18 protein-coding genes and 1 riboswitch are annotated in these 22026 nt (G+C 71.5%); of the genes, 12 read left to right on the forward strand and 6 right to left on the reverse strand.

Features of this window, described 5'->3' with window-relative positions:
* Nucleotides 1-52: 52 nt before the first annotated feature.
* The gene (locus ACFWTE_RS14745; RefSeq protein WP_378779902.1) at nucleotides 53-1015 is read left to right on the forward strand and encodes an asparaginase; all 963 of its coding nucleotides are present in this window, start codon (nucleotides 53-55) and stop codon (nucleotides 1013-1015) included.
* 42 nt (nucleotides 1016-1057) lie between these two features.
* Nucleotides 1058-2326, forward strand: coding sequence for an NAD(P)/FAD-dependent oxidoreductase (locus ACFWTE_RS14750; protein ID WP_378779903.1), 1269 nt, complete (start codon nucleotides 1058-1060; stop codon nucleotides 2324-2326).
* On the opposite strand, the gene ACFWTE_RS14755 is transcribed toward ACFWTE_RS14750, so the two are convergent.
* Nucleotides 2310-2501, reverse strand: a complete 192-nt coding sequence (locus ACFWTE_RS14755; protein WP_378779904.1) for a ferredoxin — start codon at nucleotides 2499-2501, stop codon at nucleotides 2310-2312. The genes ACFWTE_RS14750 and ACFWTE_RS14755 overlap by 17 nt on opposite strands.
* A gap of 212 nt (nucleotides 2502-2713) precedes the next feature.
* On the opposite strand from ACFWTE_RS14755, the gene ACFWTE_RS14760 reads away from it, so the two are divergent.
* Complete coding sequence (locus ACFWTE_RS14760; protein ID WP_378779905.1) at nucleotides 2714-4714, forward strand: DUF4153 domain-containing protein; 2001 nt, start codon at nucleotides 2714-2716, stop codon at nucleotides 4712-4714.
* 103 nt (nucleotides 4715-4817) lie between these two features.
* Here the strand turns inward: ACFWTE_RS14760 and pip are convergent, their stop codons facing one another.
* Nucleotides 4818-5777, reverse strand: coding sequence for a prolyl aminopeptidase (gene pip, locus ACFWTE_RS14765; RefSeq protein ID WP_378779906.1), 960 nt, complete (start codon nucleotides 5775-5777; stop codon nucleotides 4818-4820).
* Nucleotides 5778-5959: 182 nt separating this feature from the next.
* Nucleotides 5960-6847, reverse strand: a complete 888-nt coding sequence (locus tag ACFWTE_RS14770) for a DUF4429 domain-containing protein (protein ID WP_378779907.1) — start codon at nucleotides 6845-6847, stop codon at nucleotides 5960-5962.
* Between the two features lie 162 nt (nucleotides 6848-7009).
* Between ACFWTE_RS14770 and ACFWTE_RS14775 the strand changes: the two genes are divergently transcribed.
* Nucleotides 7010-8728, forward strand: a complete 1719-nt coding sequence (locus tag ACFWTE_RS14775) for an AMP-binding protein (protein ID WP_378779908.1) — start codon at nucleotides 7010-7012, stop codon at nucleotides 8726-8728.
* Nucleotides 8729-8977: 249 nt separating this feature from the next.
* The gene (locus ACFWTE_RS14780; RefSeq protein WP_378779909.1) at nucleotides 8978-10039 is read left to right on the forward strand and encodes a 3-deoxy-7-phosphoheptulonate synthase; all 1062 of its coding nucleotides are present in this window, start codon (nucleotides 8978-8980) and stop codon (nucleotides 10037-10039) included.
* Between the two features lie 63 nt (nucleotides 10040-10102).
* On the opposite strand, the gene blaOXA is transcribed toward ACFWTE_RS14780, so the two are convergent.
* Nucleotides 10103-11020, reverse strand: coding sequence for a class D beta-lactamase (blaOXA, locus tag ACFWTE_RS14785; protein WP_378779910.1), 918 nt, complete (start codon nucleotides 11018-11020; stop codon nucleotides 10103-10105).
* A gap of 257 nt (nucleotides 11021-11277) precedes the next feature.
* Nucleotides 11278-11378: riboswitch (glycine riboswitch) on the forward strand.
* A 145-nt stretch (nucleotides 11379-11523) separates the two neighbouring features.
* Between blaOXA and gcvT the strand changes: the two genes are divergently transcribed.
* From gcvT to ACFWTE_RS14820, 7 genes are all read left to right on the forward strand, one after another.
* Nucleotides 11524-12639 (forward strand): glycine cleavage system aminomethyltransferase GcvT, encoded by a 1116-nt coding sequence (gene gcvT / locus ACFWTE_RS14790; RefSeq protein ID WP_378779911.1) that lies wholly within the window; start codon nucleotides 11524-11526, stop codon nucleotides 12637-12639.
* A 157-nt stretch (nucleotides 12640-12796) separates the two neighbouring features.
* Nucleotides 12797-13177, forward strand: coding sequence for a glycine cleavage system protein GcvH (gene gcvH / locus ACFWTE_RS14795; RefSeq protein WP_378779913.1), 381 nt, complete (start codon nucleotides 12797-12799; stop codon nucleotides 13175-13177).
* A gap of 7 nt (nucleotides 13178-13184) precedes the next feature.
* Nucleotides 13185-14453, forward strand: coding sequence for a serine hydroxymethyltransferase (glyA, locus tag ACFWTE_RS14800; RefSeq protein WP_378779914.1), 1269 nt, complete (start codon nucleotides 13185-13187; stop codon nucleotides 14451-14453).
* A gap of 71 nt (nucleotides 14454-14524) precedes the next feature.
* Nucleotides 14525-15937 (forward strand): L-serine ammonia-lyase, encoded by a 1413-nt coding sequence (locus ACFWTE_RS14805; protein ID WP_378779915.1) that lies wholly within the window; start codon nucleotides 14525-14527, stop codon nucleotides 15935-15937.
* 438 nt (nucleotides 15938-16375) lie between these two features.
* Entirely contained in the window at nucleotides 16376-17035 is a 660-nt protein-coding gene (locus ACFWTE_RS14810) for a hypothetical protein (protein ID WP_378779916.1), read from the forward strand.
* An 11-nt stretch (nucleotides 17036-17046) separates the two neighbouring features.
* Complete coding sequence (locus ACFWTE_RS14815) at nucleotides 17047-18759, forward strand: N-6 DNA methylase (RefSeq protein WP_378779917.1); 1713 nt, start codon at nucleotides 17047-17049, stop codon at nucleotides 18757-18759.
* Nucleotides 18747-19403 (forward strand): restriction endonuclease subunit S, encoded by a 657-nt coding sequence (locus ACFWTE_RS14820; protein WP_378779918.1) that lies wholly within the window; start codon nucleotides 18747-18749, stop codon nucleotides 19401-19403. The genes ACFWTE_RS14815 and ACFWTE_RS14820 overlap by 13 nt, the downstream gene beginning before the upstream one ends.
* Nucleotides 19404-19476: 73 nt before the next feature.
* Here the strand turns inward: ACFWTE_RS14820 and ACFWTE_RS14825 are convergent, their stop codons facing one another.
* The gene (locus ACFWTE_RS14825; protein WP_378779919.1) at nucleotides 19477-20910 is read right to left on the reverse strand and encodes a sodium:solute symporter; all 1434 of its coding nucleotides are present in this window, start codon (nucleotides 20908-20910) and stop codon (nucleotides 19477-19479) included.
* 177 nt (nucleotides 20911-21087) lie between these two features.
* Nucleotides 21088-21921, reverse strand: a complete 834-nt coding sequence (locus ACFWTE_RS14830; RefSeq protein WP_378779920.1) for a MurR/RpiR family transcriptional regulator — start codon at nucleotides 21919-21921, stop codon at nucleotides 21088-21090.
* Between the last annotated feature and the right edge of the window lie 105 nt (nucleotides 21922-22026).

Genomic DNA, 22026 nt, shown 5'->3' on the forward strand with positions numbered 1-22026 from the left:
CCGCCGGAGGACACCCCACGCACACCGAACCTCAACGGCGAGGAGAGCCCGCATGCCACAGAGCCCGCTACCCGAGTACGTCCCCCTGGCGGAGGCCGTCCGGTCCGGGATGCGCGAGAGCGTCCACTACGGCGCGGTCGTCGGGCTCTCCGCGTCCGGCGCGATCGCCTACGCGCGCGGCCCCGTGCACCAGGCCATGTTCCCGCGCTCCTCCGCCAAGCCCTTCCAGGCGCTGGCCTCGCTGCGCGCGGGCGCCTCCCTCACCGGCCCCTCCCTCGCCATCGCGGCCGGCAGCCACGGCGGGGAGGACTTCCACGCGGACGAGGCGAGGGGCATCCTCGCCGCCGCGGGTCTCGCGCCCGACGCCCTCCGGTGTCCGCCCGCCGCCCCGGGCGGCTCCGGTGCCCGCACCGCGTTCATCCGCGCGGGCCGCGAACCCGAGCGCCTGCTGATGAACTGCTCGGGCAAGCACGCCGCCATGCTGGCCGCGTGCGTCGCCCGGGGCTGGAGCACCGGCGACTACCTCGACCCGGGACACCCCCTCCAGCTCCTCGTCCGCGAGACCATGGAGGAGGTGTGCGGCGAGAAGGTGGCGCACACCGCCGTGGACGGCTGCGGAGCACCCCAGCTCGCCGTGACCCTGGCCGGGCTGGCCCGGGGCCTGTGGCGGATGCGCACCGCGCCCGAGGGCAGCCCCGAGCGGGCGGTCCTCGACGCGATGAGCGCCCACCCCGGGTACGTGTCGGGACCCGGCCGGATCGACACCGACCTGATGACCCGGATGCCGGGACTGGTCTCCAAGATCGGCGCCGACGGCGTCCTCGTTCTCAGCGCCGCCACGGGCGAGACCGTCGCGGTCAAGATCAGCGACGGCGACGCCGAGGAGCGGGCGCGTACCCTGGTCGCACTCGACGCACTGCGGACCCTCGGTGTGGACGTCTCCCCCGTCCAGGACCGGCTGCGCGTCGACGTCCACGGTGGTGGCGCCCCCGTCGGCGAGGTCCGCCCGCTCTGACGTCCCCCTCCCCCGGGAGGGACCACCGAAAGGCACACCACCGTGCGGGACACCCTGAACGACATCGTCGTCGTCGGCGCCGGAATGGCGGGACTGCACGCGGCCGAGGCGCTGCGCGCACACGGGTTCGAGGGACGGCTGACGCTCCTCGGTGAGGAGGCGCACCGCCCCTACTCGCGTCCGCCGCTGTCCAAGGAGGTGCTGACCGGTATCGGGATGGACCCCTCCGGGGGAGACCCGGGATGGCTGGTCGGCCACCGTTCACTGCGGCTGCGCGACGACGCGGCCGTCGACGCCCTGAACCTGGACTTTCGCCCCGGCACCCGGGCGGTGGCCCTGGACCCCTCCGCACGCGAGGTGGCCGTGTCCGGCACGGGCGGGGTCTCCGGGACCGTGCGCTACGACGGTCTGGTCATCGCCACGGGCGCGCGGGCCCGGCGCCCCGACACCGACCTGGCGGGGGTCCACGTGCTGCGCACGCTCGACGACGCCGAGGCGGTCCGTGCCGCGTTCGCCCCGGGGGGCCGCCTCGTGGTGGTGGGCGCGGGCTTCGTCGGCGCCGAGGTGGCCGCCAGTGCCCGTGCCGCGGGCATGGACGTGACCCTGGTGGAGGCGGCCGCGACGCCGCTCACCCGGGTGGTCGACCCGCGGATCGGCGGCATCCTGACCGAACTGCACCGCGAGAACGGCGTGGACGTGCGCCTCGGCGTCGGCGTGTCCGGCTTCGAGGGCGACGGCCGGGTGGAGAGGGTGCGGCTGGCCGACGGCAGCGCCGTGGAGGCGTCGCTCGTGGTCGCCGGGATCGGCGTGCACCTGAACACGGAGTGGCTGCGCGGGTCGGGGGTGGAGCTGCTGGGCGACGGCGCGGTCGCGTGCGACGAGTACTCGGCGACGTCGGTCCCCGACGTGTACGCGGTCGGCGACCTCGCGAACTGGCCGCACCCGCGCTACGGCGGCCGGATCCGGCTGGAGCACTGGACCAACGCGGGCGAGCAGGGGGAGGCCGCGGCCCGCAACCTGCTCGCCGGGGAGGGCCGGACGCCTTTCACCCCGGTGCCCTACTTCTGGTCGGACCAGTACAAGATGAAAATCCAGCTGCTGGGGCAGGGCGCTCCGGCCGATCAGGTCGCCTTCGTGCACGGCGCCCCGGAGGACCGAAAGTTCGTGGCCTTCCTCGGCCGGGGCGGGATGCTCACCGGGGTGCTGGGGCTGCGCTCCACCCCCAGGACGATGCGTTACCGGGGGCTGCTGGAGAGGCCGACCTCGTGGGAGGAGGCCCTGGCGGCGGCGGGGGTCACCCCAGCACGGTGATGGCCCGCTTGGGGCACAGCCGCTCGGCCCGGCGGACGCGGTCGTGGGCGGCGGCGGGGGGCTCCTCCGTCAGCAGGTGGAGGAGGTCGTCGTCGCGGACCTCGAACACCTCCGGTGCCGCTCCCACGCACAGGGCGTTGCTCTCGCACTGGTCGTAGTCGACCTCGACTCGCATGCTCGTTCACCTCTCGCTCGGACGGCGGCGCACGACCGACCCTAGTGTGCGGCATCGGCCGAGACGCTTTTCCGGCGCGCGGGGGTTTCCCCCATCAGGCCAGACGGGGCACTCCAGGGAATCATTCGGGCCTTTGGTGAACCTCTGGCGTCATCGGGCTGTCCCACTGCACGACAGCACGGGCCGTCCGCGCCGTCGTGGAAAGGGGTGGCATGTCGAGCGAGCGCACGACCGGTGGGGACGCGGAGTCCCCCGATGGTGGAACAGGTCCCGGAGCGACCTCCGGGGATCTGCAGGAGGACGGGTCCTGCGGAGAGCCCGCAGGGGCGCGTGTCACGGCCCCTCCGGTGGACGCGGGTCCCCACCCCTTTCCGGCGCACCCGCGTGAGCCGCATCCGCGGAACGGCCCGTACTCCCCTCCCGCCCAGACCTACGCGGAGCGGTACCAGCAGCAGCACCACTTCTGGCAGTCGCGGCCCAGGCTCCCCCTACCGGCGGCCCCCGCGTGGCTGCCCGTCGCGCTGCTCGGCGTGGGGGTGGTGGCGGCCCTGCTGGCCACCTTCGACCGTCCCGGGATCGGGCTGGTGATCACGGGCGCGGTCGCGGGGCTGACCGCCATGGCCGCCCTGACGGTGCGCCCCTCCGCCCCCGGGGGCAGCGGCACCGACGGGGTCGGCGGCACCGGAGCGGACGGGGACGTGAGGGCCCCGGATGTCCTCCCGGCCGAGAACGTCCCCGACGGGGCGTCAGTGCGGGAGGCGGCGGAGGGCGGCGCCGACCCGGTCCCGGGCGCGGAGGCCGAGGCCCCCGGCGAGGAAGCCTCCCCCACCGTCGTCGCGGACACCGCCGGGCACCGGCCCGACCGCCACGCCCGCACCTGGTCGGCGGTCTACGGCGTGATCGCCGCAGCCCTGCTCCTCACGGCGGCCCTCCGCGACGCGGGCTGGGTGCTGTTCTGGACGCTCACCTCGTCCTTCTTCTTCGCGTCGCTGGCGTTCTCCGCCCGCAACCCCTCCTCGCGCGGGGGCGCGGTCGGCGTGCTCACCGGGGCGTTCAGCCTGTTCCGCGACCTGCCCTCCACACCACGGTTCCTGATGCGGCCCCTGCAGGGCGGGCGCGGGCGCCGCCTGGTGGGGCCCGTCCTGCTCACCACGGCCGTCACGGGCGGCCTCCTGCTCGTCTTCGGCGTGCTCTTCTCGTTCGCCGACGCGGTCTTCGCGAGCTACATGGCCCGGATGTTCGAGGGCGTGTTCTCGGGGTCGACGTTCTCCGAGGGGTTCGGCAGGCTGTTCGCCACGCTGGCGACCGTGCTGTTCACCGGCTCGGCGGTGCTGACCGCCACGCGCCGCCGCGCACCGCGGCCCGCTCCGGTCGACCAGCCCGGCCCCGCGAGCGCTCCCCAGGCCCCGCCCCTGCCCGTGTGGGTGTGGACCATCCCGCTCGGCGCCCTGGTCCTGCTGTTCGCCGCCTTCCTCGGGGTGCAGGCCGTCGCCATGTTCGGCGGCGACGACCACGTCCAGCGGGTCGCCGGGGTCACCTACGCCGAGTACGCGCGCCAGGGCTTCTTCCAGCTGGTGGTCGTCAGCCTGCTGGTGCTGTGTGTCATCGCGGTCGCCGTGCACGTCCTGCCGTCACGGCCCGCGGCCGTCCGCACCCTGCGCAACGTCCTGCTCGGGCTCCTGTGCGTGCTCACCCTGGTCATCCTCGCCTCGGCCATGATGCGGCTCCAGCTCTACATCGACGCCTACGGCCTGACCCGGCTGCGGATCAGTGCGGAGGCGTGGATCGCGTGGAGCGCAGGGGTGTTCGGTCTGGTCGTCGCCGCCGGGGTACTCAACACCCTGGGCCGCCCGGCCGCCTGGCTGCCCCGCGTCACCACGGCCCTGGCCGGTGTCGCCCTGGCCGTGTTCGCCTACGGCAACCCCGACCTGCGCATCGCCGAGAGCCACCACGACCTGGAGTCGGCCCAGGTCGACACCTGGTACCTGAGGTACCTGTCCGCCGACGCCCTGCCCGCTCTACTGGAGCTGGAGGGCGACGACCGCGGGTGCGCGCTGGTCGTACTCGCGGACCGCCTGGACGATCCCGGCGGGCAGGGTTTCGCGTCCTGGAACCTGTCCCGGCACCGGGGCGCCCTGGAGACCGGACTGTTCGACAACATCGACGAGCAGGGGAACGCGGGCTGCTGGGAGCGGTACCCGTCCGGCTACTGACGCCCTCCCGGGGTCGGGCCGCATGGACCGACCCGGCTCCGGGGCCGTCCTGCGCGGGAGCGGTCCCGGAGGGCGTCCGCTCGGGCGCTCTCCGGGACCGGCGTCACTTCGCCGCGAAGCGGTCGGTCGCCTCGATGAGACGGTCGAGGATGCCCGGCTCGCTGAACGCGTGGCCGGCGTCGTCCACGATGTGGAACTCCGCTTCGGGCCACGCCCTGTGCAGGTCGTGGGCCGTGCGCACCGGCGTGCACACGTCGTAGCGGCCCTGCACGATCACCCCGGGGATGTGCCGGATCGCCTCGGCCCCGTCCACGAGCTGGTTCGGTTCGAGGAACCCCTTGTTGACGAAGTAGTGGTTCTCGATCCGGGCGAACGCCAGCGCGTAGTCCTCGTCCGCGTGGTGCTCCCGCAGGGACGGGTCGGGCAGCAGGGTGACCGTGGACCCCTCCCACACGCTCCACGCGCGGGCGGCCTCCAGCCGCACCTCCCGGTCGGGGGAGCCCAGGCGTCGCGCGTAGGCGGCGACGAGGTCGTCGCGCTCCTCCTCGGGGATGGGCTCCAGGTAGGCCTCCCACAGGTCCGGGAAGAGGTTCGAGGCGCCCTCCTGGTAGAACCAGCGCAGCTCCTCGTCCCGCAGCGTGAAGATGCCGCGCACGACCAGCTCGCTGACACGGTCCGGGTGCTTCTGCGCGTAGGCCAGCGCCAGACAGCTCCCCCAGGAGCCGCCGAAGACCTGCCAGCTCTCCGCGCCGATCATCTCGCGCAGCCGCTCCATGTCCTCCACCAGCGCCCACGTGGTGTTCGTGGACAGGTCGACGTCCATCTGTCCGGCGTGCGGGGTGGAGCGGCCGCAGTTGCGCTGGTCGAACAGCAGGATCCGGTACCGGGCCGGATCGAAGAGCCGCCGGTGGTCGGGGACGCAGCCGCCGCCGGGCCCGCCGTGCAGGAACACCACGGGCTTGCCCTCGGGGTTGCCGCACAGCTCCCAGTAGACGCGGTGTCCGTCGCCGGCGTCGAGCATTCCCGAGTCGTACGGCTCGATGGGCGGGTACAGAGTGCGCAAGGCGTGAGCCCTTTCCTGGATGTGGCTTCCCCGCCGGACGTTCCCGGCGGGGGTGGAGGGTGGTGTGCGTGGGGCGTACGGTGCGGTGACCCGTGCCCCGGAGGTTCCGGGGTCGGCATGGGACGGCGGCGGGTGTCCCCCACGCCGGGCCCCGAGCGGCCACGCGGGGGTGCGGGGCCCGGTCAGATCCGGTCGAGGAGCTGCGCCTTCTTCGCGCTGAACTCCTCGTCGGTGAGCAGCCCCTCGGAGTGCAGGCGACCGAGTTCTCGGATCGTGGCGAAGACCGCCTCGCTGTCGTCGTCCGCCGAAGCGCCCCCGCCCAGGGCCGCGGGGGCCTCCACCGGCGCGTCCGCGGGTGGGACGTGGGCGTTGATGGTGGCGGCCATCAGCAGCGTCTCGTCGCTGCCCTTCGACCCGTGCGAGGCCAGCGTGAAGAAGTCGTGGTCGAGCTTGGCCGCCTCCGGGAGGGTGGCGCCGCGCAGCACGATCCGCAGGTAGCCCTCGGTGACGTCCACCGGGGGGTGCCACTCGGCGGCCTGGATCTCGGACAGCTGGAAGGTACGCGACTTCTCCTTCTCCTTGGCCGTGCCGGCCAGCCAGCCGTCCCACTGGAGGCGGACCCGGGTCCCGTCGAAGGAGGCGGACCCCTCCGCCGTGCGGACCTGGAGCGGGGGCTTGCCGACCAGTCCCCGGGCGACCTCCTGGGCGACGATCTCCCCGGTGAGGGTCTCCCGTGCGTAGCGGGCCGACGAGGCGATCTGCTCGGAGTGGTACTCGGCGACGAGCTCGACGTCGTGGGGGCCGGTGAGCAGCAGCGGGGTGGGAGCGCCCCTGCCGGGAGCGCCCAGGGCCGCGTAGGGGTCGACACCGTCGGCGAGTCCGAGACGCAGCCGCCACCCGCGTCTGCGGTCGCCCGGGTCGAACTCGACCTCGCGGACGGCCGCCAGCGGGACCGTGCAGCTTCCGAGGGATGTGAACAGGGTGGGTACCTTGCGGCCGGAGCCGAAACGGATGCGGACCGCCTCGTCGTCGATCCGCCAGGTTCCGTGGTGTCCGCGCAGTTCCTCCATGTCCACACATCCTAGAGCCAGCCCGGGCAGCCCTAGGGGAGGCGTCGGGGGCTCCCATCCCGGGTAGGACAAACGGGGCACACCCGTTCCTCCGCCCTCTCCGGGCGGAGACCGTGGACAGTGCGGTCGGCGCCCTGTCCTCTCAACCGGAGGTCGCCAGACATGTCGAAAGAGATGGCCGCCGCGGGTGCGGCGGAGTTCCGCGCCGCACGGGACCTGCTCCTGTCGCACCGCACGGACCAGGAGACCGCCCACCGCGAGTTCACGTGGCCGAGGCCGGACGTTTTCAACTGGGCGCTCGACTTCTTCGACGAGGTCGCCGAGCGGCGCCCGGACCGGACCGCCCTGTGGATCGTGGAGGACGACGGCAGCGAGGTCAAGTACACCTACCGCCACCTGTCGGAGCGCTCCAACCAGGTGGCGAACTGGCTGCTCGGCCAGGGTGTGCGCGCCGGCGACCGGATCATGGTGATGCTCGGCAACCAGGTGGAGCTGTGGGAGACCACCCTGGCGGCCGTCAAGCTCGGCGCGGTCGTCGCCCCGACCGCCACCGTCCTGTCCGAGGGCGACCTCGTGGACCGGCTGGAACAGGGCGAGATCGCGCACGTGGTGTGCTCGGTCGCCGAGACCCGGAAGTTCGCGCCGCTCCGGGGCCACTGGACGCGGATCTGCGTGGGGTACATGGACGGGTGGCTGAGCTACCCCGACTCCGAACACGCGGGGTTGGAGTTCCACCCACCGCACCGGGCCGATCCCGACGACCCGCTCCTGCTGTACTTCACCTCGGGGACGACGTCGCGTCCCAAGATGGTCACCCACACGCAGCGGTCCTACCCCGTGGGCCACTTGTCCACCATGTACTGGCTGGGGGTCCGCCCGGGCGACATCCACCTCAACGTGTCCGTTCCTGGGTGGGGCAAGCACGCCTACAGCAGCGTGTTCGGGCCGTGGAACGCCGAGGCGACGGTCCTGGTCCTCAACCAGGAGCGGTTCGACCCCGGGCGGCTGCTGGACGAGGTGGTGCGCTGCGGCGTGGACACCCTGTGCGCGCCGCCGACGGTGTGGCGGATGCTCCTCCAGTCCGACCTTTCCGCGTGGAAGGTGGGGCTGCGCGAGGCCCTGGCCGCCGGGGAACCGCTCAACCCCGAGGTGGTCGACCGGGTGCGGGACGCGTGGGGGATGACCGTCCGCGACGGGTTCGGCCAGACCGAGACGACACTGATCATCGGCAACGGGCCGGGCCAGGAGGTCCGCCCCGGGTCCATGGGGCGTCCCATGCCCGGCTACGACATCGTGCTGGCCGACCCGGCCACCGACGAACTGTCCGACACCGGGCAGATCTGCGTGGACATGACCCAGAACCCCGTCGGGGTGATGAAGGGGTACACCGACAACCCCGACCGCACCCGCGAACTGACCCGCCGGGGGCGCTACCGCACCGGTGACATCGCGAGCCGGGACTCGACCGGCCACATCACCTACATCGGTCGGATCGACGACGTTTTCAAGGCCTCGGACTACCGCATCTCACCCTTCGAGCTCGAAAGCGTCCTGATCGAGCACGCGTACGTGGCCGAGGCTGCGGTGGTGCCCTCGCCCGACCCGCTGCGCCTGTCGGTCGCCAAGGCGTACGTGACCCTGGCCGAGGGGGTGCCGCCCGACGCGGACACCGCACGGGCCGTCCTGGCCCACGCGCGTGCGCGGCTGTCGCCGTACAAGAGGGTCCGCCGCCTGGAGTTCGCCGAGCTGCCCAAGACCGTGTCCGGTAAGATCCGACGTGTACAGCTGCGCACGGCCGAGTCCGAGCGCGGTGCGGTCACCGACGGTACGCGCAACCCCCACGAGTTCTGGGAGGAGGACCTCCCGGACCCGAAGGGTTGACCGCTCGGGGTCCGCGGGCGGTTCCGACCGGCTCCGTTCGCCGTTGCCGCGGCTCTCCACGGAAATGACGTCTCACGTTCCGAGACGCCCATGCCCCCCTTCGGCCGGTGTGGTGTTTCCCATCCTGTGACCCGCGTCGGCCCTTCGGGGTGGCACCGCCCCGCACACACGGCCGCGCTAGTGTCTTCGTGGCGACAGCGCGACAGTCAGTGCGACACAAGGACAGACGGGACCAAGGGGAACTACACGATGCCGAGCACGAACGACACACGGGTGGCAAGCTACACGCCGCTCATCGCCCCCCAGGACCTGCTCGCCGAACTCCCGCTGGGCCCCGAGCGCAGCGCTCTGGTGGAGGACTCGCGTACCGAGGTCAAGGGGGTGCTGGACGGCGACGACGACCGGCTCCTGGTCGTCGTGGGACCCTGCTCGGTGCACGACCCCGAGTCCGCCATGGACTACGCCCGACGGCTGGCCCAGCTGGTGCCGTCGCTGCGCGAGGAGCTGTGCGTGGTGATGCGCGTGTACTTCGAGAAGCCGCGTACCACCGTCGGTTGGAAGGGCCTCATCAACGACCCCCACCTGGACGACACCTACGACGTCCACCACGGTCTGCGCCTCGCCCGCAAGCTGCTCCTCGACATCAACTCCCTCGGCCTGCCCGCCGGAACCGAGTTCCTCGACCCGATCACCCCTCAGTACATCGCCGACGTGGTCTCCTGGGGCGCCATCGGCGCCCGCACGACGGAGAGCCAGGTGCACCGCCAGCTCAGCAGCGGCCTGAGCACCCCGGTCGGCTTCAAGAACGGCACGGACGGGGACGTGCAGGTCGCCGTGGACGCGGTCGGGGCGGCCTCCGCCTCGCACACCTTCTTCGGCGTCGACCCGGCCGGGGCCGGCTCGGTCGTCGTCACCGAGGGCAACCCGGACTGCCACGTGATCCTGCGCGGCGGTCGCAGCGGCCCCAACTTCGACGCCGAGCCGGTCGGCGCCGCCCTCGACACCATCGAGAACGCGGGCCTGCCCCGCCGCCTCATGATCGACGCCAGCCACGCGAACAGCGGCAAGGACCACAAGCGCCAGGCCGGCGTGGCCGCCGCGATCGCGGCCCAGGTCGCCGACGGCCAGAAGGGCATCATCGGCGTCATGCTGGAGAGCTTCATCGTCGAGGGCGCCCAGAAGCTCGGCGACCCGGCGGAGCTGACCTACGGCCAGTCGATCACCGACAAGTGCATGGGGTGGGAGACCACCGGCGAGGTGCTGACCCAGCTCGCCGAGGCCGTGCGGCAGCGCCGCAAGAACACCGCCTGACACACCCGCCCGACCGGCCCCGCCCGCCCAGGTCTGCGGGGCCGGTCGGGGCGCCGCCCGGGGTCAGTCCCCCGCCGCCTCCCCGGGAAGCGCGCCGAACTCCACCAACAGCTCACGGGCCAGGGGTTCGCGCAGCTCGGCGTCGGCGTCCCCGTCCATCTCAAGGCGCAGGGCGAAGGTGTACAGGTCCTCACCGCGCTCCACCCAGCCGACCCACCAGCCGTGGGCGGGGTCGACGTCCCCCGCCCAGCCGCTCTTGGCGTAGAGGGTGTGGCCGTCGCCCTCCTCCACGAGGGCGATCTCACGCAGCGCCTCCTGGTGCGCCGCGTCGACCGGCAGCTCGGCGCGGGCCAACGAGGCCAGGAACTCGGTCTGCTCCACGGCGGAGATCTCCAACGGGCCCTCCAGCCAGAACCGGTCCCGCACGTCCTCCCCGCCGACGTCGCGGTTGCCGTACTCGAACCGGTCCACCCAGGCCGCCATCCGCTCGTGCCCCACCCTGCGGGCCAGCTCCTGGTAGACCGGGACGTTCGAGGCGGGGAAGGCCTCCCGCAGGGACATGTCCTGTTCCCACGCCTGGACGCGCTGCGGTTCCCCGCCGTAGGGCAGCACCTCGTCCAGGCCCGACACCGCCCCCGTCTCCAGCCCGATCAGGGTGTTGGCCATCTTGAACGTGGACGCGGGTACCGCGCGCACGTGGGCGGCCTCCGCCCCGACCAGCGTCGACTCCCTGGCCCGGGTGTCGTGGAGGACGAACGTGCCCTCCACACCCGCCTCGGCGAACACCGACTCCAGGTCCTCCCGCTCCACCGTGGCCACGTCGCCGCGCTGCTGCGGCGGTCGCGCCCCCGCCAGGCCCTCGTCCGGCGCCCCCGTCCCACCGTCGCCGCCCTGCGCGCACGCGGTCCCGGCGGTCAGGGTGAGGGCGCACCCGGCGGCGAGCAGCGCCGCGCCGGTCCGCCGCGACCTCACCCGCGCCACCGGATCCTCCGTCTCCCGCGGTCGGCCCGTCGTCCGGATCCCGTGCCCGTCGGTTCGCACCCGTCATCCCTCCCACGCAGGAAGCCCGTTCCCGGTTCACGCTAACCCGCGGTGCTCCCCGACGCGAAGGGTTTGGCCGGAGTGCCCGCGCCCGGGCCACGGCTCCTCCGCCGCCCGGCACCGCGGTACCGGGGCCCGCCCCCGGCACGGGCTCTCTTGGGTGCCGTGTTCGCCCGCTGCTAGTCTGAACGTGTTGCTGACCCCGTACGGGAGAGTGCCCGCGTATCCATCGCGGGCCGCCGAAGGAGCAATCCCTCCCCAAGACAACCTCTCAGGCACAGCGGACCGTACGGGCGAGACCACTCTGGAAAGCAGGGACCGGTGTCCCTCGCCGAAGGTGCAAGCCACGCCGAGCGCGCGGTGAAGCTCTCAGGCACAGATGACAGAGGGGGAGGATGGCAACGCCTCTGCACGACACGACGCCCATCCTCTCGGGAGTGCCCATGTCAGATCCCGCATCAGCGCCGCGCGCCACAGCGCTCCGCGAGGTCCACGAGAAGGCCGGAGCCACGCTGGTCGACTTCGCCGGATGGCTCATGCCGCTGCGCTACGGCAGCGAGACCGCCGAGCACAAGGCGGTCCGCGAGGCCGCCGGGCTCTTCGACCTCTCCCACATGGGCGAGATCCGCCTCACAGGCCCGCAGGCCGCCGAGGCCCTCGACTTCGCCCTGGTCGGCCACCTGTCCAAGGTCAAGGTCGGCCGTGCCCGCTACACCATGATCACCAACGCCGGGGGCGGCGTCCTGGACGACCTCATCGTCTACAGGCTGGGCGAGGAGGAGTACCTCGTCGTGGCCAACGCCGCCAACGTGCCCGTGGTCTCCGCCGCGTTGGCCGAACGCGCCGAGGGCTTCGACGTCGAGGTCGCGGACGAGTCCGCCGACCACGCGCTGATCGCGGTCCAGGGGCCGCGCGCCGTCGAGATCCTGGCTCCGCTCACCGACGCGAACCTGGACGACATCCGCTACTACGCGGGCTACGAGCACACCGTCGCCGGCCTGCCCGTCCTGCTCGCCCGCACCGGCTACACGGGCGAGGACGGTTTCGAGATCTTCGTCCGGCCCGCCGAGAAGGCACCCCAGGTCTGGGACGCCCTCATGGCCGAGGGCGAGCGGCACGGGCTCGTCCCGGCCGGGCTGTCGGCCCGCGACACCCTGCGCATGGAGGCCGGGATGCCCCTGTACGGGCAGGAGCTCAACGACGGGCTCACCCCCTTCGACGCCGGGCTGGGCCGCGTGGTCAAGTTCGACAAGGACGGCGACTTCGTGGGCCGCACGGCCCTGGAGGAGGCTTCCCGCACCTCCCGCCCCCGCCGCCTCATCGGCCTCGTCGCGCGCGGGCGCCGCCCGCTGCGCAAGGGCCAGGACGTCCTCCGCGACGGCGTGACCGTCGGAACACTCACCAGTGGCGCGCCCTCCCCCACCCTGGGCCGTCCCATCGCCATGGCCTACGTGGACGGCGACCTCGACACCTCGGCCGGCGCGTTCACCGTGGACGTGCGAGGCAGGGGCGAGGACGTCGACGTGGTCGAACTGCCGTTCTACAAGCGGCAGTCGTAGAAGCAGGGGCCTTCACACCCCGAAGGCCCGTACGCCCCGCGCGGCGGGATCCCCGGACCGGGGACCGGCACACACGGGGCGTGACCGGGCGTAGGCCGGGCCGGGCAGCCGTACGGGCGCACGGCAGGAAAATGGAACACCTCCAAGGAGAGTTGAAGTGAGCGTTCCCACGGAGCTGGGTTACACGGCCAAACACGAGTGGGTCGTGGTCGAGGACGGGATCGCCACCGTCGGCATCACGTCGTTCGCCGCCGAGGCCCTGGGCGACATCGTCTACGTCGAGCTGCCCGAGGTGGGCGGCGAGGTGACCGCCGGTGAGCCGAGCGGAGAGGTGGAGTCCACCAAGTCCGTCAGCGACATCTACTCACCGGTCAGCGGCGAGGTCGTCGAGGTCAACGAGTCCCTCGCGGACGCACCCGAGACGGTCAACTCCGCCCCCTTCGAAGGCGGTTGGCTGTTCAGGGCCCGGATCACCGAGGAACCCTCCGGACTGCTCTCCGCCGAGGAGTACACGAAGCTGACCGAAGGCGAGGAGTAGGCCCCCGATGGCTACTGACAACACGCTCAACCAGACCCTGAGCGAACTGGACCCCGAGGTGTCGGCCGCGGTCGACGCGGAGCTGGCCCGCCAGCGCGACACCCTGGAGATGATCGCCTCGGAGAACTTCGCACCCCAGGCGGTGATCGAGGCCCAGGGCACCGTCCTGACCAACAAGTACGCCGAGGGCTACCCGGGCCGCCGCTACTACGGCGGGTGCGAGCACGTCGACGTCGTGGAGCAGCTCGCCATCGACCGCGCCAAGGCGCTGTTCGGTGCCGAGCACGCGAACGTGCAGCCGCACTCGGGCGCGCAGGCCAACACGGCCGTGTACTTCGCGCTGCTCAAGCCGGGCGACACCATCCTGGGACTGGACCTGGCCCACGGCGGCCACCTGACCCACGGCATGCGGATCAACTACTCCGGCAAGATCCTCGACGCGGTGGCCTACCACGTGCGCGACGAGGACGGCACCGTCGACTACGACGAGGTCGAGGCGCTCGCCAAGGAGCACCAGCCGAAGATGATCGTCGCGGGCTGGTCGGCGTACCCGCGCCAGCTGGACTTCGCCCGTTTCCGGGAGATCGCGGACTCCGTCGGCGCTCTGCTGATGGTGGACATGGCGCACTTCGCGGGCCTGGTCGCGGCCGGACTGCACCCCAACCCGGTGCCGTTCGCCGACGTGGTCACCACCACCACGCACAAGACGCTCGGCGGCCCGCGCGGCGGCATGATCCTCACCAAGGCCGAGTACGCCAAGAAGATCAACTCCGCGGTGTTCCCCGGTATGCAGGGCGGGCCGCTGGAACACGTGATCGCCGCCAAGGCGGTCTCGTTCAAGGTGGCCGCGGGCGAGGAGTTCGCCGAGCGCCAGCGCCGCACCGTCAGCGGTGCGCGCCTGCTCGCCGAGCGCCTGACCCGGCCGGACATGGCCGAGGTCGGCGTCAAGGTCGCCTCCGGGGGCACGGACGTGCACCTGGTCCTGGTGGACCTGGTGAACTCCCAGCTCAACGGCCAGGAGGCGGAGGACCGCCTGCACGGCATCGGGATCACGGTCAACCGCAACGCGGTGCCCAACGACCCGCGTCCGCCCATGGTCACCTCCGGGCTGCGGATCGGTACCCCGGCCCTGGCCACGCGCGGTCTCGGCGACGAGGACTTCGCCGAGGTCGCCGACGTCATCGCCGAGGCGCTCAAGCCGGAGTTCGACGCGGCCGCACTGCGCGGCCGGGTCCAGGCGCTGACCGCCAAGTACCCGCTCTACCCCAACCTGTAGAGCCCCGCCGTGCGGGGCTCCGCGCCCCGCACGGCGTTTTCCCGGCCCTGTACTCAATGAGGAGGACAGCCATGGCCATCAGCGCGTTCGACCTGTTCAAGATCGGTATCGGACCGTCCAGTTCGCACACGGTCGGCCCGATGAAGGCGGCACGCACGTTCGTGGCCGGACTGCGCGAGGCGGGCCTGGACGACGGCGTGGCCCGCGTCCGAGCCGAGCTGTACGGGTCCTTGGCGCTCACCGGCAAGGGGCACGGAAGCGACACCGCCGTGGTGCTGGGACTGCTGGGGCACACACCCGAGCACGTGGACGTGGACGCGGTGCCCGCGCTCGTCCAGAAGGTGCGGGACGAGGGGGCCCTGTTCCTGGGCGGCCCGGACGGGCCGCGTGTGGCCTTCGATCCGGCCGTCGACGTGGACTTCCGCCGTAGGGAGAACCTGCCCGACCATCCGAACGGGATGCGTTTCGTGGCACTGGACTCCCGGGGCGCCGAACTCGCCGCGAAGGTGTACTACTCGGTCGGCGGCGGTTTCGTCGTGGACGAGCGTGCCGCGGGGGCCGACCGGATCACACCGGACGTCACCGTCGTCCCGCACCCGTTCGACAGCGCCGAGGAACTGCTGGAGATCTGTGCCGACACCGGCAAGTCGATCAGCGCGGTGATGCTCGCCAACGAGCAGGCGTTCGGGCGCACCCCGGAGCAGATCCGCGCCGAACTCCTGGTCATCTGGACCGCGATGCGCCAGAGCGTGCGCCGGGGGGTGACGACCGAGGGCAGCCTGCCCGGCGGCCTGAAGGTGCCGCGCCGGGCGCACCGCCTGTACCGGCAGCTGGGCGGCAATTGCGACGAGTCCGGCCTGTTGGCACCGACCGGGGTGGACCCCGACCCGATGCGCGGCAGCGACTGGATCACCCTGTACGCCCTGGCCGTCAACGAGGAGAACGCGGCGGGCGGGCGCGTGGTGACGGCGCCGACCAACGGTGCCGCGGGCATCGTCCCGGCGGTGCTGCACTACTACCTGCACTTCAGCCCCGGAGCCGGCGACGAGGGCGTGGTGCGCTTCCTGCTCACCGCCGCGGCGATCGGCATCCTGTTCAAGCAGAACGCCTCGATCTCGGGCGCGGAGGTGGGCTGCCAGGGCGAGGTGGGGTCGGCCTCCTCGATGGCCGCCGCCGGTCTGGCCGAGGTGCTGGGCGGCACCCCCGCGCAGGTGGAGAACGCCGCGGAGATCGCCATGGAGCACAACCTGGGGCTGACCTGCGACCCGATCGGCGGTCTCGTTCAGGTGCCGTGCATCGAGCGCAACGCGCTCGCCTCGGTGAAGGCGATCAGCGCGACCCGGATCGCGCTGCGCGGCGACGGCAGCCACTTCGTGTCGCTGGACAAGGTCATCCGCACCATGCGCGACACCGGCCGCGACATGCACGACAAGTACAAGGAGACCTCGCGCGGCGGCCTCGCCGTCAACGTCATCGAGTGCTGAGGGCCGCCGCTGCGACCCCGGCCCTGGGGCTTCTCACGGCCGCCCTTCCACGCGTTGTTAACAACATGAAGGCATGACCCCTGCGAACACTCGCGGACAACGGCGCTTTGACGGCTTCCACTCTCCTGAACCCCGTTGACCAGGCCGGATATCACAGGGGTGGACGCGGATCCAGTCGACCAATGTGGTGTTAACAAAAATTGCGCACCACAGTGCGCTTGCCCTCTCTGGGGAGCACGTGTACCGTGGACACCAGTTGGACGACGTGAGGGCCCCGTGAACCAGAAGGGCTGCCCGCACCGCCACGCCCCCGGACACAGCTGTGCCCCGGGTGGCGTGCTGAGCAGAGGCGGCCCGGGGCTTACGTGCTCGACAGTACCACGCAGAACTCGGAGCAGACAGCCCCCCATCCCCAGGCCGAGACGGAAGAAGGCCCTGTTGAGCGACGACATGCCGGAGTGGATGTACACCGTCTACTCGCGTCCGCGCCTGACTCCCTACATCGCCAGCTGCGACGGGGACGCCACCAGGGCGGCCCACCTGTACCACTGGAACGTCGCCGTCTCCGCCGCCTTCTACCAGCCCCTGCACGTCCTCGAACTGGCACTGCGCAACTCCATGCACGACCGGTTGTGCGACCGCTTCGGGCGAGCGGACTGGTGGCACGCGGCTCCGCTCCACTCCAAGGGCTCCCAACTCGTCGACCAGGCGAGGGACACCTGCCTCCGAAGGGGGTCCCTCGCGGCTCCGGACGACATCGTCACCGAGCTGTCCTTCGGATTCTGGTCGTTCCTGCTGGTCGCCCGGTACGACCGCAGCCTCTGGCGAACGGCCCTGCACAGCGCCTTCCCCTTCTACGGCGGGCCCCGCGAGGACCTGCGCAAGGAAGTGGACTACCTACGCACCTTCCGCAACCGGATCATGCACCACGAGCCCATCCACCACCGCCATCTGGAAGCGGACCACAGCACGATCTACCGCGTCCTGTCCTGGGTCAACCCGGAGGCGGCCAGCGGCATCAGGCACCTGGACCGGGTCCCCGAAGTACTCCGGGTCAAGGAGCAGATGTGCCGGGGCGACCTTCCGCCGAGCGACTGAGGAGAACCACCGTGGACGAGAGCAGGCCGACACTCGTGTCACGCGCGCAACTGGCCAGGTACGCCGGGGTCAGCCGCGCCGCGGTCACCAACTGGCGCAAGCGCGGACCCGACTTCCCCGAACCGGCGGACGCCGAACGGGAGCTCTTCGACCTTGGCCAGGTAGCCGACTGGCTCTCCTCGCGCGCCGTACCCGCCAACACTCGCCACCCGCACGAGCCGGCCGGTACCACCTACGCCGACCGTGTGCGTGCCAACGCCAGGACCCAGGACGCAGGAGGGCTTCCTCCCTCCACCACACCCGACGGGGAAGGGAAGGGTTCCAAGGAGACCGTCCGAGAGGTCGAGCGCCTGCTCTGGCATGCTCGGGACGAGCTCCGCGGCCACTTGTCTTCCCCCGATACCTGCTACACCCTTCTCAACCTCCTGTACATGTGCGCGGAGCACACGGACGCCTGGCGCAGACTACTGCTACACACCGAGCTCCAGACCGATTCCGCGAACCTGCCGGACGACGTCGCGACCGTCCTCCACCCTCGGTTTCTCCGTTCTCTCGACGCGTTGAGCGCGAAGATCCTGTACACGACCCTCAGGGACATCACGCTCATCGGTTCCGGCGATGACCGCCGGGAGAAACTGGCCGCCGCCTTCGACCTCCTACTCGCGGTCCTGGAGGAGGACAGGTCCACAGGAATCCTGCGCACCCCGGACAGCCTGGTGGAAGCGATCGTCGGACTGCTCGTCACCGACACCGTGTCTTCCACCCATGTCCACGATCCGTTCTGCCGAACCGGGGAGTTCCTGCTCGCCGCGGAGCGGCTGCTGCGAACCGGTCCCTCCTCACCCCAACGGTTCAGCGGTGCCGGAGAGACCGTCGATCAGACGTGGACCGCGAGGATGAACCTCCACATCCACAACGTGGAAGCCGACCTCTTGGAAGGGTCCGTCGAGCCAGGGCTGCTCCCGGACCTTCCCCGAGCTGACCTCGTCATCACCAACCCACCGTTCAACGCGCGACCGCCGATCGTCTTCGGTCCTCCGGACGCCCCACCACTCGACTGGCCCACACTCGCCCGTTGGGGCGACCGTTACTTTCCCTACGGGCGCCCCCCGGAGTCGAACGCGAACTTCGCCTGGCTCCAGCACGTCGTGACGATGCTCGCCCCGAACGGCAGAGCCGGTGTCCTGATGCCGACCAACGCCGCCTTCTCCGAACACCAGGACGAACGGTCGATCCGTTCCGCCATGGTCGAGGACGGGGCCGTGGAGGGTGTGGTGGCGTTTCCCGGTCAGCTCTTCCCGAAGACGAGCATCCCCGTGAGCCTGTGGCTGCTGCGCCACCCCACCGGAAGTTGTTCCGAGGTGCTGTTCATCGACGCCAGTGATGTGGGCGCGATGGCCTCCCGGACCCGCCGTGTACTCCGCCCTCATGACATCGTCGCCATCCACTCCGCCCACCAGTCCTGGAGGCACGAGGGAACCCTCGCAGACGAGTGGTCCGATATGGGACGCGTCGTGGGGATCGAGGAGATCCGAAACCGGGACCACTCACTCCATCCGCCGTCCTACATCACGGCAGGTCACAAATCCGAGGACGCCGAAGCGCGGGCGGCCGAAAAGTTCGGCCGCCTGGCCTGTCGACTCACCGCTCTGGAGTCACGGGCCCACGAGACCGATGCCAGAGCCCGCCACCTGCTCCAGGAGGTACACCGGTGGATTCCCTGATCGGCCCTCTTCCCGCTGGTTGGCATGAACAGCCCCTCGGTGAGGTCTGCGAGGTCCAGGCGGGGCCCTCCGGCGCAGGCACGTCCGCACGGGGCTTCACCGACGACGGAACCCCTCTGGTACGGCCGAGGGACATCGCCGCCCGGCGTGTCGACGGGACCGAAACAGTGCGCGTAACCGATGCGGTCGCCGCACGCCTGGACCGCTACCTGCTCGAAACCGGGGACATCGTCGGCACGAGGACGGGAACTCTGGGCCGGTTCGCCGTCGTCGCACCCGAGCAGCGGGGCTGGCTCTACAGCACCCAGATTCTGCGGCTACGTCCCTCACCAGAGGTCGACCCGGTCTACCTGGCGCACTATCTGGCTCTGTCCCCGGTGCAGAGATGGATCGGCAGACACGCCTCTGGGAGCACCGTCAAGTCCATCACGCAACGCACCCTGCGCTCACTTCCGACCGCCCTGCCACCTCTGGCCGTCCAACGCGCCATCGGGGCGGCTCTCCACGCCCTGGACGACAAGGCCCACCTGCACGCCGAGATCAGCCGCACCACGAACGACCTGCGCGAGGCTCTCGCACCCATGCTGTTCTCCGGCCAGGTCCCGGCTCCGGGAGAGAACACTCCCCCGCCACCAGCACACTGATCTGGCGGTCCGACCGCAGGGGACGGGCAAGACAACGGGGACCGCGCCCGGTGGGGCGCGGTCCCCGCCCGTGTCAGGCGTCGGTTCCTGTGGGCGCGGGCGCCGCGACGGCGGCGGCGACCCTCCCGGGGTCGGGCGCCTTCGTGAGCAGGCTGACGACGACGAGCGCCACCAGGGCCGCGGGCAGCGCCACGATGACCCCGTTCAGGTCCCCTGGGGTCCCGGCCACCTGCCAGCCGATGGTGGTGGCCGCGCCGACGACCAGGGCGGCGACGGCTCCGGCGGTGGTCGCGCGCTTCCAGAACAGCACCGACAGGACCACCGGGGTGATCGCCGCGCCGTAGATCGTGTAGGAGTACATCTGGAGTTCGAGCACCGTCGGGAAGTACAGGCTCAGGGCGATGCCGGCGAGCGCGATGCCCAGGACCGACAGCCGCTGGACCACGAGCTTGCGGCGCTCGCCCACCCTGTCCCCCACGAAGCGGGCGTACAGGTCGTAGGCGACGTTGGAGGCCCCGGACAGCATGTACGACGACCCCGTGGTGATGACGAAGGCGACCGCGCCGGCCAGGATCAGTCCGCCCAGGACGGCGGGCAGGTAGCCCTCGGAGGCCAGGCTCAGGACCGCCATGTCCCCGTTGATGCCGGGCATCAGGACGGCGGCGGCCGTGGCGAGGAGGACGACGGGGACGAAGACGAAGAAGCTGCCGACCAGCATGCCCGCGGTGGAGGACCTGGCTTCGCGCTCGTCCTTGGCCGCGGCGAGCCGCTGGTACATGTTCTGGTCGGCGAGGAGCAGCAGGAAGAGCGGGAGGAAGTAGCCCAGGAGCTGGAGGGCGCTCAGCCCGCCGCTGAAGGTCCTCGCCTGTTCCGGCAGCCCGTCCCAGTAGGCACCCGGCCCGCCGACCGCGGCGAACACCAGCGGCAGCGACACGAACAGGGCCAGGACGATGAGGATGGCGGAGAGGAAGTCGGTGTAGGCGACCGAGAAGAGACCGCCGCTGATCGTCAGCAGGGTCACGACCACGGCGATGAGCACGGTCCCCTGGGTGGGGGACAGCGGGGTGACGAGGCTGACGACGTACCCGCCGCCGACGAACTGGGAGGCGGTCAGGCCCAGGAAGGCGATGGTGGTGACCACCGCGGCGACGGTGCGCACACCGATCCCGAAGCGCACCTCCAGCAGTTCGGGGATGGTGTGCCTGGACGCCCTCCGGATGCGGCGGGCCGCCAGGAGCAGCACCAGGATGCCCAGCGGGGTGCCCGCGAAGAAGACCAGGCCGGCCGTGGGGCCGTAGGTGTAGGCGAAGTTGGCGCCGCCGATGATCGTTCCGGAGCCGACCCAGGTGACCAGCATGGTCGCGATCATGACCGGGCGGGGGAGGCTGCGTCCGGCGAAGAGGAAGTCGTCGCCGCCGCGCAGCTTGCCCGAGCGCAGGAAGTAGAGGGCGATCCCCAGCATGGCCAGGATGTACACGGCGAGGATCACGAGATGGGTCGTCTGCATGGGCCACCTGCGAGGTTCGGTTCAGGGGATGGGAACAAGAGGGCGACCACCGAGGTGATCCGTCCGCCATGAAAGCAGCCCGACCAGTGAAGTGCAACACTTATTGCATGGAACGTGACCCTGATCACATCACCTTGGCGTCATCCCGTCGCCGCAGGTCATCCACCCGGCCGTCACTCAGAAGAGTTCCGACTGCTCCCACAGGCGCTCCGTGTCACGCACCGCCCGCAGCACCTCGTCACCGCCGACCCGTGCCAGTTCGGCCAGTACGGCGTGGATCACCGACATGACCGGGGTCAGCGAGGGGAACATCCCCACGCCCTCGCTGGGGACGAGCAGCAGGTGTGCGGCGCCCTCCGCCAGGGGGGAGTCCCTGCGGTCCGTGATCACCGCGACCGGCACGGACCGCTCCACGGCCACCCCCACCGCCGCGCGCAGGGCGGTGGGCAGCCGCCACAGGTCGCAGGCCAGCAGCAGGTCGTCCGGACCCATCCTCGCCAGCGCGTTGACCAGTGCCGTTCCCCCGACCTCGAACCGCTCCACGTCGTAACCCATGATCCCGGCGGCGTGCGCCAGCTGCAGACCCGGTGCCGCGAACGTCCCCGAGCCCACGACCCTGGTCCTGCGGGCGGCGTGGATGGCCGCCGCGAGCGCGCGCACCCTGGCGGGTTCGAGCGTGAGCTCCAGGGTCCGCAGGCCCTCGCGGTCGGCGCGGATCGCCGCGCGGACCGGATCCGCGTCGGACCCGGCGTGCTCGGCGAGCACCTCCCCCGCGGTGAGCGAGGCGAGGTAGCGCGAGCGCAGCTCGACGCGGAGCGCGGGCCAGCCGCTGAACCCGAGGGCCTGCGCGGCACGGACCACCGTGGCGACGTTGACGCCGGCGCGGTCGGCCAGCTCCGCGGTGCTCGCGTAGGAAGAGAACCTCGGCTCGTCCCTGAGCACCCTGACCACGCGTTCGGCCGCGCGGCCGAGGCGCCCGTCGCCGAGCGCCGCCTCGATCCAGTCCGCCATCACCCCTCCGTCCCGGTGCGGCGCGGCCGGAGCTCCCCGTGCCGCGCGTCCCCCAAGCGATACCACCCCCTGGCCGCCCGCGCGCCTTTGATGCAACATATATTG

The organism is Nocardiopsis sp. NPDC058631 (genome assembly GCF_042716955.1).
GTDB lineage: Bacteria > Actinomycetota > Actinomycetes > Streptosporangiales > Streptosporangiaceae > Nocardiopsis.